Raw genomic sequence first — 12,595 nt, 5'->3', positions numbered from 1 at the left:
GCCGCGCGGCATACGCATCGCGTCCGAACAGCTTGGGATGATGGAACGGAGTTGAACATTCCGTTAGTTCGTTCCAGGAGTCCACGTGACATTCCCCGCAACCGCCGTCCGCACCGGCCGGGCGGCCGCCCGAGCCACCGGCCTGAACAAGGTCTACGGGGAGGGAGAGACCCGCGTCGTCGCCCTCGACAACGTCAGCGTGGTCTTCCCCCAGGGCGAGTTCACCGCCATCATGGGCCCCTCCGGCTCCGGCAAGTCCACCCTGATGCACTGCATGGCCGGCCTCGACACCGTCACCTCCGGCTCCTCCACCATCGGCGACACCGAGCTCGTCGGCCTCAAGGACAAGCAGCTCACCCAGCTGCGCCGCGACCACATCGGCTTCATCTTCCAGGCCTTCAACCTGCTCCCCACCCTGACGGCCCTGGAGAACATCACGCTCCCGATGGACATCGCCGGCCGCAAGGTCGACAAGCCCTGGCTGGACCGCGTCGTCGACACCGTCGGCCTCTCCGGCCGCCTCGGCCACCGCCCCTCGCAGCTCTCCGGCGGCCAGCAGCAGCGCGTCGCCTGCGCCCGCGCCCTGGCCGGCAAGCCCGACATCATCTTCGCCGACGAGCCCACCGGGAACCTCGACTCCCGCTCCGGCGCCGAGATCCTCTCCTTCCTGCGCAACTCCGTGCGCGAACTCGGCCAGACCGTCGTCATGGTGACCCACGACCCGGTCGCCGCCTCCTACGCCGACCGCGTCGTCTTCCTCGCCGACGGCCGGATCGTCGACGAACTCCACAACCCCACCGCCGACACCGTCCTGGACCGCATGCGCCGCTTCGACGCCAAGGGCCGCACCAGCTGAGGACCCGGCCCCGAAACGCCACCCGTCCCCGAGTACCCCAGGACTGACGCTCCCCCATGTTCCGCACCGCACTGCGCAATGTGCTCGCCCACAAGGCCCGACTGCTGATGACGGTACTGGCCGTCATGCTCGGCACCGCCTTCGTGGCCGGCACGCTGGTCTTCTCCGACACCGTCGGCAACGCGCTCCGGACCCAGAACTCCAAGAGCTACACCGACATCGCCGTGACGGTCAGCGACCGCGAGGCCGCCGGCTTCGGCTACGACCACGGAGACCGGGCCGTCGACAGCCCGACCCTCACCGAGGAGACCCGTGCCAAGGTCGCCGCGCTGTCCGGCGCCGCCGAGGTCCGCGGCGTGGTCAGCGGCTTCGCCGGCATCGCCGACCGGAAGGGCGCGCTGATCGGCAACGGCTTCTCCACCACCGGCACCAACTACGTGCCGGGCGCCGACGGCACCGACCCGCGCTACCCGCTGGTCGAGGGCCGCGGCCCGAAGGACGCCACCGAGATCGCGCTGGACGCCAGGACCGCCGCCAAGGGCGGCTACCAGGTCGGCGACACCGTCCGGGTCGCCGTCAACGGCCCGGTGATGCAGCTGAAGCTCACCGGCACCGTGCACACCAACGACCCGCGCGTGGTGGCCGGCGGCTCGCTGGCCGCCTTCGACACCGCCACCGCCCAGCGGCTCTACCTGAGCCCGGGCCGCTTCGCCGAGCTGGACGTCAAGGCCCGGCCGGGCACCGACGACGCCGCGCTGCTCACCGCCGTCAGGCAGGCCGTCCCGCAGGGCGACTCCATCGAGGCCAGGACCGGCCGCGAACTCGCCGACGAGCAGGACGAGATGATCAGGAAGGGCACCACCTTCCTGACCACCTTCCTGATGGCCTTCGCCGGCATCGCGCTGTTCGTCGGCGTCTTCATCATCGCCAACACCTTCACCATGCTGGTCGCCCAGCGCACCAAGGAGCTGGCCCTGCTGCGCGCCGTCGGCGCCACCCGCCGCCAGATCACCCGCTCGGTACTGGTCGAGGCGCTGCTGGTCGGCCTGACCGCGTCGGTGACCGGCCTGCTGGCGGGCATCGGCATCGCCGTCGGGCTCAAGTCGCTGCTCAACGGCCCGATGGACGCGAACCTGCCGGACGGCCCGCTGATCGTCGCGCCGGGCACGGTGGTCGCCGCGCTCGCGGTCGGCGTGCTGGTCACGGTACTGGCCGCCTGGCTGCCCGCCCGCCGGGCCTCCCGGATCGCCCCGGTGGCGGCGATGAGCTCGGCCGAGCAGCCCGCCACCCAGAAGGGCCTACTGGTCCGCAACACCATCGGCCTGCTGTTCTCCCTGGCCGGCCTCGCCGCGCTGGCGGCCGGCGTGGGCGGCAAGGAGGTCAAGCTGGTCGGCGTCGGCGCCGGCGCGCTGCTGATCGGCGTGTTCGTGCTGACCCCGCTGCTGTCCCGACCACTGATCGCCCTGATCGCCCCGCTGCTGCGCACCCTGTACGGCGCCCCGGGCAAGCTGGCCGAGGAGAACGCGATCCGCAACCCGCGCCGCACCGCCGCCACGGCCTCGGCGCTGACCATCGGGGTCACCCTGATCACCTCGCTGACCGTGATCGGCGCCTCGGTGAACGAGGCGGTGGACAAGGCCGCCGCGACCGACCTCAAGGCCGACTACACGGTCGCGATGCAGAACTTCTCCCCGCTCTCCCCCGAGATCGCCACCCAGATCGCCAAGGCGCCCGGCGTCGGCGTGGTGAGCGCCGAGCGCAGCATGTCCGTCCGGACCGGGCCGAACGAGGACGACAGCGAGTGGATCACCGCGGTGGACGCCGCGACCATCGACCAGCTGGCCACCGTCAAGGTCACCGAAGGCTCCGCGGACGCCCTCCGGCAGGGCAGGCTCCTGGTCAGTTCGGGCCGCGCCGAGCAGGCCGGGTACAAGGTCGGCGACACCCTCGCCGTCACCTACCCGGACGGCGTCAAGGGCTCGCTGACCGTCGGCGGCATCCTGGAGGCCAACACCGCGCTGGCCTCGATCGTCGCCCCGGAGGCCGTGGTCGGCCCGCACGCCAAGCCCGGCTCCGGGCTGGAGAAGGTCCTGGTCAAGGGCACGAACGGCGCCACCCCCGAGCTGAAGCAGGCGCTGCGCGACGCGTCCGGCGGCAACCCGCTGATCGCGGTCAAGGGCGAGAAGGAGATCAAGGCGGAGAACCGCAAGATGGTCACCGGGATCCTGAACATGATGTACGGGCTGCTCGGAATGTCCGTGGTCATCGCGGTGCTCGGCGTGGTCAACACCATGGCGATGTCGGTGTTCGAGCGCCGCCGGGAGATCGGCATGCTGCGGGCGATCGGCCTGGACCGGCTCGGCATCCGTCGGATGGTCCGCCTGGAGTCGCTGCTGATCGCGCTGTTCGGCGGGCTGGTGGGCGTCGGCCTCGGCGTCCTGGTCGCCTGGGCGGGCGTGCGCACGCTGGCGGACAGTCTGAAGGACATCACCACCGTGGTGCCGCCGGTGCAGATCGCCGGCTTCCTGCTCGCCGCCGCCGTGATCGGCCTGCTGGCCGCGCTCTGGCCGGCCCACCGGGCGGCGAAGCTGGACGTCCTGGACTCGATCAAGAGCCAGTAGCGGTCCGGGAGGACGGAGCCGGGAGCCCCCGGGGCGGTTTCGAGGAACCGCCCCGGGGGCTCCGGCGCGTCGTGGGTCGCAAGGCGTCGTCGAACGGCGTCAGCCGAGCGGCGTCAGTTGAACAGGACCTTCTCGTTGTTCGGCTGCAAGGTGCCGGTGGTCAGCCCGGCGGCCGAGACCAGCAGCTGGCCGGCCGGCTTGCCGTCGGTGCCGAGCACCTCGGCGGTGACCGGCGCGGTCTCGTCCGGCAGGGTGACCTGGAGGCCGGTGAGCACGTGGCAGCCGGCGTCCGCCTTGTCGCAGGCGGTCCACTTGAGGCCCGCGTAGCCGGACTTGTTGGGCTTCAGAGTGGTCAGCACCGCCGGCCCGGGGTGCGCCTCGCGGTTGGCCGACAGCGCGTCCGCGCTGTTGTCGGCCTTCAGCCCGCCGAAGCCCGGGTAACCGTACAGGGTGCAGTTGTGGTCGCTCTTGTTCTTGATCGTCAGCATGGCCGAGCCCGCGCCCTTGATCTGCACGGTGGCGGTGACCTCGTCGCTCTTGCACCGCGAACCGGCCGCCTGGCCGGCCATCGGGTCACCGGGGACGGTGGCCCCGGCGGCGCTCGCCTTCGGGTCGCCCGGCTTGTCGTCCGTGTACTTCACGTCGTCGCACGCGGTGAGCAGAACCGTCGCCGCGAGGGCGGCGACACCGGCGGCGACTAACCTGGCAGGCCTGCGAACGGTCATGATCCCCCCATGGGTGGGTAATGGCATGGAGCTGTCACCCTTAGTACGAAGGCCGTGGCGGAACGGTTCCACTGGGGCTGCAGATTGTCAGAGCTGACCGTTTTCGTCGCTTTCCTGACTTGTTTCGGCCGGAACTGGCCGGAACTGGCGGGAATGGGCGCCGGCTCGACGAAAACCGCCCCGCCCGGCGGCTGCCGGGCGGGGCGGTGAGGGGTCGAATCCGGGTGTCAGGAGGCCGACTTGGCGGCCGCCCGCGGAGCCGGCTCGGGCCGGCCGCCGCCGAAGAGGTTGAAGAGGTTGAAGAACACCGCCAGCGTGGGCAGCAGGTAGGCCAGCCAGACCACCAGCTGCAGCACCGTCGGGTCCGGCTGGAAGTTGAACACGCCCTTCAGCAGGGTGCCGTACCAGCTGTCCTTGGGAACCGCGCTGGAGATGTCGAAGGCCAGGCTGTGCAGACCGGGCAGCCAGCCGGCCTCCTGGAGGTCGTGCACGCCGTAGGCGAGCACCCCGGCCGCGACCACGACCAGCATCGCGCCGGTCCAGGTGAAGAACTTGGCCAGGTTGATCTTCAGCGCGCCCCGGTAGAACAGCCAGCCGAGCACCACCGAGGTGAGCAGGCCGAGCGCGGCGCCGACCAGCGGGTTCCAGCCGTCGTCGGTGGCCTGCACGGCCGACCAGATGAACAGCGCGGTCTCCAGGCCCTCGCGGCCGACGGCCAGGAAGGAGGTGACCACCAGGGCCGTGGTGCCCATCGCGAGCGCCGCGTCCAGCTTGCCGTGCAGCTCGGTCTTCAGGTGCCGGGCGGTGCGGCGCATCCAGAACACCATCCAGGTCACCAGGCCGACCGAGACGATCGACAGGGTGCCGCCGAGCGCCTCCTGGGCCTCGAAGGTGAGCTGCGAGGAGCCGAACTGGAGCACCGCGCCGAAGGCCATGGAGAGCGCCACGGCCGAGGCGACGCCGATCCACACCGGCGGCAGCTTGTCCTTGCGGTCGGTCTTGACCAGGTAGGCGATCAGGATGCAGACGACCAGGCTGGCTTCGAGGCCTTCGCGCAGGCCGATCAGGTAGTTGCCGAACACGCGGGCTCCCGGGGTGTCGAGGTGGTACGAGGGGGTCGGGCGGGGATCAGCCGAAGAGGGCCTGGCCCCACCACTCCCCCGGCTTGCGCACGCCCGCGGGGCAGGCGAAGTGGGCGGAACCGACGTGCTGGATGTACTCGTTGAGCTTGTCGCTCGCCGCCAGGCGGTTCTGCAGCGGGACGAAGGCCTTGCGGGTGTCGCGCTGGTAGGCGAGGAAGAACAGCCCCGCGTCCAGGCGGCCGAGGCCGTCGGTGCCGTCGGTGAAGGAGAAGCCGCGGCGCAGGATCATCAGGCCGTTGTTGGCGTCCGGGTGGGCGAGCGCGACGTGCGAGTCCGCGGGCATCGCCTTGAGGTCCGGCGCGTCGTGCTCCTTGGCCTTGCCGTACGGCGCGCCCTCGCCCTTGGTGCGGCCGAAGACGTCCTCCTGCTCCTTGAGCCCGGTGCGGTCCCAGGTCTCGATGTGCATCCGGATCCGCCGGGCGACCAGGTAGGAGCCGCCGGTCATCCACTCCGGGCCGTCGCCGGGGGCGGCCCAGACGTGGTCGGCCAGCTTCGCGGTGTCGGTGCCCGCGATGTTGTGGGTGCCGTCCTTGAACCCCATCAGGTTGCGCGGGGTCTGCGCGTCCGGGGTGGTCGAGGAGGTCTTGCCGAAGCCGAGCTGCGACCAGCGGATGTTGACGGTGCCCATGCCGATCCGGGCCAGGTTGCGGATCGCGTGCACGGCGACCTGCGGGTCGTCCGCGCAGGCCTGGACGCAGAGGTCGCCGCCGCTGCGGGCCGGGTCGAGCTTGTCGCCCTTGAAGTTCGGCAGGTCGATCAGGGCCTCGGGGCGCTTGGCCAGGAGGCCGAAGCGGTCCACGCCGTCCTTCTCGAACAGGCTCGGCCCGAAGCCGATGGTCAGGGTGAGCCGGGAGGCGGGCAGGCCGAGGGCCTCGCCGGTGTCGTCCGGCGGCGCCTGCGCCGAGTCGGGCACCGCGCCGGTGCCGACCTCGCGCCCGCCGGTCATCGCGGCGGCCGCCTTGGTCCACTCCTTGAGCATCTTGACCAGGGAGTCCCGGGTGGCCTTCTCGGAGACGTCGAAGGCGGCGAAGTGCAGCCGGTCCTGGACCGGGGTGGAGATGCCCGCCTGGTGCTCCCCGTAGAACGGCACCTCGGCGCCGACCGGCGCGGCCACCGGGACGGCGTCGTCCTGGCGGGTCGCCGCGGCGACCGAGCCGACGGCGGCGGCGCCGAGCGCGACGCCCGCCCCGGCCCAGCCGATGACGGCGCGCCGGCTGACCGCGCCCCTGCTCTCGGTGGCGTCCGGGGTGGCCGGCGTCCCGTTCTGCTGCTCGTGCTCCGTGTCCATCGGCGGGCGGGCCCTTCTACTGTGCCGGTCTTCTGCGCTGACCCACGGAGGCCGTGGCGGCCGGATCGCGGGCCGCCACGGCGTCGGTGGGGGTGGTGCTGCGGGTGGGTGCGGCCGTTACTTGACGACCACGGCGGCGGCCAGCTTCGACAGCGGCTCGCCCAGCGAGTTGACCGCGTCGGAGAAGGTCTTGCGCTCGGCCTCGGTGACCTTGTCGTAGGAGGTGAAGGAGCCGTCGGCCTGCTTGTACTTGGCCAGCAGGGTGTTGATGGCGGTGAACTCGGAGTCCAGCGTCTTCGCCAGCTCCGCGTCCTTCTCGGAGGCGACCGGCTTCAGCAGCTCGTAGGCCTTCTGCGCGCCCTCGACGTTGGCCTGGAAGTCGGCCAGGTCGGTGTGGCTGTAGCGGTCCTCCTCACCGGTGATCTTGTTGGTGGCGACCTCGTCCAGCAGCTCCTTGGCACCGTTGGCCATGCTGGTCGCGGTGATCTCGGCCTCGGGGATCTTCTTCTGCCAGTCCTTGAGGTCCGCGACCAGCTGGTCGGCGAGCTTCTTCTCGTCGTCGCCGATCTTCGCGTCGGCCCAGAGCGACTTCTCCAGCTTGTGCCAGCCGGTCCACTCCTGGCCCTGCTCCAGCTTGTCCTCGCGGGTGTCGGTCTTCGGGTCGACGTCGCCGAAGCTCTCGGCGACCGGCTCGGTGCGCTCCCAGCCGGTGCGCGAGGGCGCGTACAGCGACTTGGCCTTCTCCACGTCGCCCGCCTTGATCGCGGCGGCGAAGGCCTCGACGGCCGGGATGGTGGCGTCGGCCTGCTCCTGGGCGTACGTGCGGTAGGAGTCGACGGCGGCGGCCAGGCGCGGGTCGGTCGGCGCGGCGCTGCCGCCCGCGCCGGTGACGGTGACCTTCTGGCGGATGCCGTCGCCGACCATGCCGGGCTTGCAGGCGATCTCGTACGAGCCGGCCTTGATCTCGGCGTTGATGCTGGCCTTGGTGCCGGGGCCGATGTTCTCCCGCTCGGTGACGATCTTGTCGCCCTCGCCGTAGACGTAGACCTCGGTGGTCTTGGAGCCCTTGTTGCTGATGTCCAGCACGACGTGGCCGGCCGGGAAGCTGGTCCTGGAGACCTCGCAGGCGGTGTCGGTCGCGTTCACCTTGACCGCGTCGGAGGCGGCCTTGTCGTCCTTCTTGGACGAGCATCCGGCCAGGGTTGCGGTCGCCACGGCGAGGGTGAGCAGCGCTGCTGCGGTGGAACGGCGACGGGCGGACATGCGGGCTCCAACGGAAAAGGGCATGGGGGTGCCGAGGCAGTGCGGTCGACTGGCGGGCCAGCCGACCATCATTAGCTAAGGCATACCTTACGTACAGACGATTTTCAGTCCATACCCACCCCCGGAACCGTTACCTTCCCGGTGTACGGCGGGCGGCCGCCCGGGCCGTCCAGCGGCCCTCGTGCCGACTGATCCGGATCGGGTGGCCGAAGGTCTCGCTGATCAGCTCCGTGGTCATCACCTCCGCCACCGGCCCGGCCGCGACGCACTCGCCGCCGCGCAGCAGCAGGGCGTGGGTGGTGCTCTCCGGCAGCTCCTCCAGGTGGTGGGTGACCAGCACGCTGGCCAGTTCCGGGTGCTGGTGGCGCAGCAGGTCCAGGCTGTCCAGCAGCAGTTCGCGGGCGGTCAGGTCGAGGCCGGTGGCGGGCTCGTCGAGCAGCAGCAGCCGGGGGCTGGGCATCAGCGCGCGGGCGATCAGGGCCCGGCCGCGCTCGCCCTGGGACAGCGTGGTCCAGGCGGCCTCGGCCATCGCGCGCATGCCGAGGGTGTCGATCAGCAGCTCGGCCCGCTCCAGGGCCTCCGGGGCCGGCTTGCGGTGGAACTCCGGCTCGATGGTGTTGGTGTGCCCGGTGAGCACGACCTCGCGCACCGTCAGCGGCGAGCGCAGCGGGTGGCGCGGGTTGACGTGCCCGAGGTGGGCGCGCAGTTCCCGGACGTCCACCCGGCCGAGCCGGCGGCCGAGCACGTCCACCTCGCCCCGGGTCGGGTGGGAGACCGCGCCGAGCAGCGCGAGCAGGGTGGACTTGCCCGCGCCGTTGGGGCCGAGCAGCGCCCAGTGCTCGCCGGGGCGGATCTCCAGGGTGATCCCGCGCAGCAGGTGGCGGCCGTCGCGCACGACGTCGACGTCCCGGGTGCGCAGCAGCGGCCCGGCGGCGTCGGGGGCGGATGAGTGCATGGGGCTCCGATCGCGGCGTCGGACGGGGTGTGCGGGCGGGGCGCCGCACGCAGGGCGGGGCGGGCGGGCCGGCGCCGTCCGTCCGCGTGCAGAGTACAACCGTCGCCCGGGGGCGGGCCCGGACGTCCGAGGGATGGACGCGCCAGGACCCTGTTGCCCGGCGGGAGTTGGTAGGAGGATCGTGCCTCCGAGGGGAACAGGGGGAGACGACGATGACCGAGGAGCGGGCCGACACCCTGCACGCACTGGTCGAACTGCGGGCCCGCCGGGCGCCGGAGGCGGTGGCCGTGCGCTGCGGCGAGCGGGAGCTGGGTTACCGGGAACTGGACGAGCGGGCCGGGCGGCTGGCCGCCGTGCTGACGGAGCGGGGCCTGGCCCCGGGCGGCCGTGCGGTGGTCGCCCTGGGCCGGGGCACCGAGGTGTACGTGGCGCTGCTGGCCGTGCTGAAGGCGGGCGCGGCGTTCGTACCGCTGGAGCCGACCGCGCCGGACGCGCTGCTGCGGCACGTGCTGGCGGACGCCGCGCCGGACGTGGTGGTCACCGAGAAGCGCCACCGCGGCCGGCTGGCGGACGCCGGCGGGGCACGGTTGGTCTGCGTCGACGCGGCCGCCCCCGCGACGGCCCCGTTCGAGCCGCCCGAGACCTCCTCCGCGGACCTCGCCTGCGTCCTCTACACCTCCGGCTCCACCGGCCTGCCCGTCGGCGCGCTGATCGAGCACCGCAACCTGCTGGCCGCGTACGAGGGCTGGCGCGAGGTGTACGGGCTCACCGCCGAGGACCGGATCCTGCAGACCGCGAGCCTGGAGTTCGACGTCTTCACCGCCGACTGGGTCCGCGCCCTCGGCACCGGCGCCACCCTGGTCGTCACCCCGTTCAACCTCGCCCTGGACCGCGCCGCCGACCTCGGCGCGCTGCCCGCCCTGGTCGCCGCCGAGCGGATCACCGTCCTGGAGCTGAACGTCCGCACCGCGCGCCGGCTGACCGCGCTGCTGGCGCGGACCGGCGACGGGCTGCCCGGGGTGCGGCTGCTCACCGTGGGCGCCGAGAAGTGGTACCTGGACGAGCAGTCGGGCCTGCAGCGGCTGCTCGGCGAGCGGACCAGGGTGCTGAACGTCTACGGCCTGGCCGAGGCCACCGTGGACAGCACCTGGTTCGACGCCCGGGGCACGGCCGCCGCCGACGGCGCCGAGCGGGTCTCGCTGGTCGGCCGGCCCTTCCCCGGCACCCGGGTGTACGTGCTGGGGCCGGAGGGCACGCCGCTGCCGCGCGGGCGGTTCGGCGAGATCGCGATCGGCGGCGCCGGCCTGGCCCGCGGCTACCTGAACCGGCCCGCGGACACCGCCCGCGGCTTCGTCCGGGCGGACTTCGACCCGGACGGGCGGGTGCTGCTGACCGGCGACGTCGGGCGGCTGCGGGACGACGGCGTGCTGGAGTTCACCGCCCGGGCGGCGACGGTGGTCGGGCCGCTCGGCCCCCGGCCGGTCGGCACGGTGCTCCCGCTGGTCCGGGCGGCGGCGCGGGCCGAGGGCGTGCTGCGCGGCCACCCGGGGGTCCGCGAGGCGGCCGTCGTCCAGGTGGAGCCCCGACCGGGCAAGCGGCAGCTGGTCGGCTACGCGGTGACCGAGCCGGGCTGGGACGGGACGGACGGCTGGTCGCTCTCCCAGTACCTGGGGAGGCGGCTCCAGGGCCGGTCGGTGCCCGCCGCCGTCGTCCCGGTGCCCGAGCTGCCGCGCACCCGGGCGGGCAAGCTGGACCGCGCGGCGCTGCCGCTGCCCGCCCCGCCGGGGCACACCGCCGCGCGTCCGGGCGGGTCGGCGGGGGCGAAGGGCGGTCAGCGCCGTAGCGGCGGCAAGGCCGGGGGCGCGGGCGGCGGCGCGGACGAGTCCCTGGGCTGCGCGGCGGCCCTGCTGGTGGCCCTCGGGGCGCTGTTCGCCTGGCTGACCACCGACGTGTTCTTCCCCGGCGCGACCGATCTCGGCGGCGTGCCGCCCGGCTACCGGGCCGGCTTCCGGTTGCTGTACCTGTGCGAGAACCTGGCGTTCGGCGCCGGGGTGGCCTTCCTGGTGCTCGGCTTCCCGGCGGTGCTGCGCCAGGGCCGGTCGTTCGGACTGTCGCTGCTCGCCCACCTCTCGGTGGGCTGGCTGCTGGTCTCCTGGTGGCCGCAGGACAACCTCTACCGGCTCACAGCGGCGACGGACTGGCCGCGCCAGACGGCCATGGTGTTCGCCTTCAACGTCCCGTTGATGCTGGCGGCGGTCGTCCTGGTGGTCTTCCTGTTGCGCAAACCTCGTACGTCCAAAGGCAGGTGACGGTTCGTCAGCGGAGCGCCTCGAAGATCCCGGCCAGCGCGTGGTGGCCCGCCGCGACCAGGGCCTCGGCGGCGTCCAGCGCCTCGGTGTCCGGCCCGGCGAGGGCGAGGCCGACGGTGGGTTCGGGCTCGCGGCCTGCGGTCGGGATCAGCGGCAGCAGGGTGACCCCGAGCCGGGCGCAGCGCGGCCGCAGCCGTTCCAGGTGGTCGTGCAGCGCGCCCTGGCCGAGCCGGGCGCCGAGCGGCATCGCATCCAGGGTGCGCACCAGGTGGCCCGGGCCGCGCACCCGGTCCAGACGGGCGCGCAGCATCAGGGCGACGGCCGGGCCGGTGAGCCGCAGGTTGATCTCGGTGGGGGCGAGCCGGCGCTCCCGGTCGGTGACGAAGTCGACGTCGTACCAGCCGCGGTAGCCCTCGGCGGCCAGCCGCTCCCCCACCGCCAGGGTGAACCGGCGGGCGGTGGCGGCGGCGCCCCGCGGCACCGCGCCGGGGCCGACGGTGACGCCCCGGTAGCGGGTGCCGGCCACGTCCATGGCGCCCGCGCCGACCGGGTGGACGGTGCCGTCCGGCCCCACCAGGGCGTCGTAGGTGAGGTCGCGCAGCCGGGCGGCCGGGCCCGGGTCCACGTACTCCTCCAGCAGCAGCGGGCCGTCGGACGGCAGGTCTCCGGTCCGGACCAGCCGCCGCAGCAGGGCCCCGCCGCCGCCCGCGGCGAACAGGTCGGCGGGCTCCACCACGACCGTGCCGTGGCCGCCGACGCCGTACGGGCTCTTCAGCACCGTGGTCAGCCCGCGCACGGCGCGGGCGGTCAGCCGGCGGGCGGCCCGGCGCCGGCCGTCCGGGCGCTCCTGGTGCGGCAGGCGGATGCCGGGGTGCCCGGGGGCGAGGGCGGCGAACAGGTCGTGGGCGGCGGCCTTGGACTCGAAGCGGCGGACGGCGGCGAGCTCGGGCCCCTCGCCCTGCGCGGCCGTCCGGCCCCAACCCACTACCGGGCGGCCGGAGTCGGCGATCCGCGCCGCCAGCGCCGGGCGGTCGGCGAGGGCCTCGGCCACCGTCCGGTCCGGGGCCACGCCGGCGTGCACCTCGACCGGGCCCCAGGCCAACTCCCGGGCCAGCCAGTCGGTCCACTCCGGGGCGACCTCGGCGGGCAGCACCAGCACGGCCGGTTCGGGGCTGTAGCCCACGGCCAGACAGGCGTAGTGGTGGGCCTGCCGCAGCCGTCGCAGGCGCCGCGCCGGGTCCGTGCCGGGGGCGAGGAACTGGGCGTCGAAGTCCGCCACGTCGCCCACGTGGACCGCCGCCCGGCCGCCGGTCCAGGCCCCCACCCATCCGTCCATGGGGCGGAAGCCTAGGGGGTGGGCCTCGCCGCCGACAGGCCCCGGTCCGGTCGGCGGCGGCCCCGGTCCGGTCGGCGGCGGCCCCGGTCCGGTCGGCGGC

Annotated in this window: 9 protein-coding genes; 3 read left to right on the top strand and 6 right to left on the bottom strand. The window is 73.5% G+C overall.

The features are described from left to right. Positions 1 to 85 precede the first annotated feature (85 nt). Both ACFY0X_RS16960 and ACFY0X_RS16955 read left to right on the top strand, forming a co-directional pair. Positions 86 to 856, top strand: a complete 771-nt coding sequence (locus ACFY0X_RS16960; protein WP_387755027.1) for an ABC transporter ATP-binding protein — start codon at positions 86 to 88, stop codon at positions 854 to 856. 56 nt (positions 857 to 912) lie between these two features. Beyond that, entirely contained in the window at positions 913 to 3,477 is a 2,565-nt protein-coding gene (locus tag ACFY0X_RS16955; RefSeq protein WP_387755025.1) for an ABC transporter permease, read from the top strand. A gap of 113 nt (positions 3,478 to 3,590) precedes the next feature. Here ACFY0X_RS16955 and ACFY0X_RS16950 read toward each other — a convergent pair whose 3' ends face one another. The 5 genes from ACFY0X_RS16950 to ACFY0X_RS16930 form a co-directional block, all read right to left on the bottom strand. Next, positions 3,591 to 4,202 carry a DUF4232 domain-containing protein gene (locus ACFY0X_RS16950; protein WP_387755022.1) on the bottom strand — a complete coding sequence of 204 codons (612 nt, stop codon included), beginning with the start codon at positions 4,200 to 4,202 and terminating at the stop codon, positions 3,591 to 3,593. 227 nt (positions 4,203 to 4,429) lie between these two features. After that, the gene (efeU, locus tag ACFY0X_RS16945; protein WP_387755019.1) at positions 4,430 to 5,284 is read right to left on the bottom strand and encodes an iron uptake transporter permease EfeU; all 855 of its coding nucleotides are present in this window, start codon (positions 5,282 to 5,284) and stop codon (positions 4,430 to 4,432) included. 46 nt (positions 5,285 to 5,330) lie between these two features. Further along, the gene (gene efeB / locus ACFY0X_RS16940) at positions 5,331 to 6,632 is read right to left on the bottom strand and encodes an iron uptake transporter deferrochelatase/peroxidase subunit (protein ID WP_387755017.1); all 1,302 of its coding nucleotides are present in this window, start codon (positions 6,630 to 6,632) and stop codon (positions 5,331 to 5,333) included. Between the two features lie 117 nt (positions 6,633 to 6,749). Next, entirely contained in the window at positions 6,750 to 7,895 is a 1,146-nt protein-coding gene (gene efeO, locus ACFY0X_RS16935; RefSeq protein ID WP_387755015.1) for an iron uptake system protein EfeO, read from the bottom strand. Between the two features lie 130 nt (positions 7,896 to 8,025). Next, positions 8,026 to 8,850, bottom strand: a complete 825-nt coding sequence (locus ACFY0X_RS16930; protein ID WP_387755012.1) for an ABC transporter ATP-binding protein — start codon at positions 8,848 to 8,850, stop codon at positions 8,026 to 8,028. A gap of 212 nt (positions 8,851 to 9,062) precedes the next feature. Here ACFY0X_RS16930 and ACFY0X_RS16925 point away from each other — a divergent pair, with 212 nt between their 5' ends. Continuing rightward, entirely contained in the window at positions 9,063 to 11,159 is a 2,097-nt protein-coding gene (locus tag ACFY0X_RS16925) for an amino acid adenylation domain-containing protein (RefSeq protein WP_387755009.1), read from the top strand. A 7-nt stretch (positions 11,160 to 11,166) separates the two neighbouring features. Here the strand turns inward: ACFY0X_RS16925 and ACFY0X_RS16920 are convergent, their stop codons facing one another. Then, a complete protein-coding gene (locus ACFY0X_RS16920) occupies positions 11,167 to 12,495 on the bottom strand; it encodes a hypothetical protein (RefSeq protein ID WP_387755007.1) in 1,329 nt (442 codons plus the stop codon). Positions 12,496 to 12,595 lie beyond the last annotated feature (100 nt).

It is taken from the genome of Kitasatospora sp. NPDC001547, from assembly GCF_042894165.1.
Taxonomy (GTDB): Bacteria; Actinomycetota; Actinomycetes; order Streptomycetales; family Streptomycetaceae; genus Kitasatospora.
The sequence above is the reverse complement of the archived record's forward strand: the minus strand, read 5'-3'. Positions and strand labels throughout refer to the sequence as shown.

Bases quoted from the DNA above. Each gene is read 5' to 3' on its own strand.
- ACFY0X_RS16930 (WP_387755012.1), bottom strand. From the start codon at position 8,850: ATGCACTCATCCGCCCCCGACGCCGCCGGGCCGCTGCTGCGCACCCGG.
- ACFY0X_RS16950 (WP_387755022.1), bottom strand. From the start codon at position 4,202: ATGACCGTTCGCAGGCCTGCCAGGTTAGTCGCCGCCGGTGTCGCCGCC.
- ACFY0X_RS16920 (WP_387755007.1), bottom strand. From the start codon at position 12,495: ATGGACGGATGGGTGGGGGCCTGGACCGGCGGCCGGGCGGCGGTCCAC.
- efeB (WP_387755017.1), bottom strand. From the start codon at position 6,632: ATGGACACGGAGCACGAGCAGCAGAACGGGACGCCGGCCACCCCGGAC.
- ACFY0X_RS16955 (WP_387755025.1), top strand. From the start codon at position 913: ATGTTCCGCACCGCACTGCGCAATGTGCTCGCCCACAAGGCCCGACTG.
- ACFY0X_RS16925 (WP_387755009.1), top strand. From the start codon at position 9,063: ATGACCGAGGAGCGGGCCGACACCCTGCACGCACTGGTCGAACTGCGG.
- efeO (WP_387755015.1), bottom strand. From the start codon at position 7,895: ATGTCCGCCCGTCGCCGTTCCACCGCAGCAGCGCTGCTCACCCTCGCC.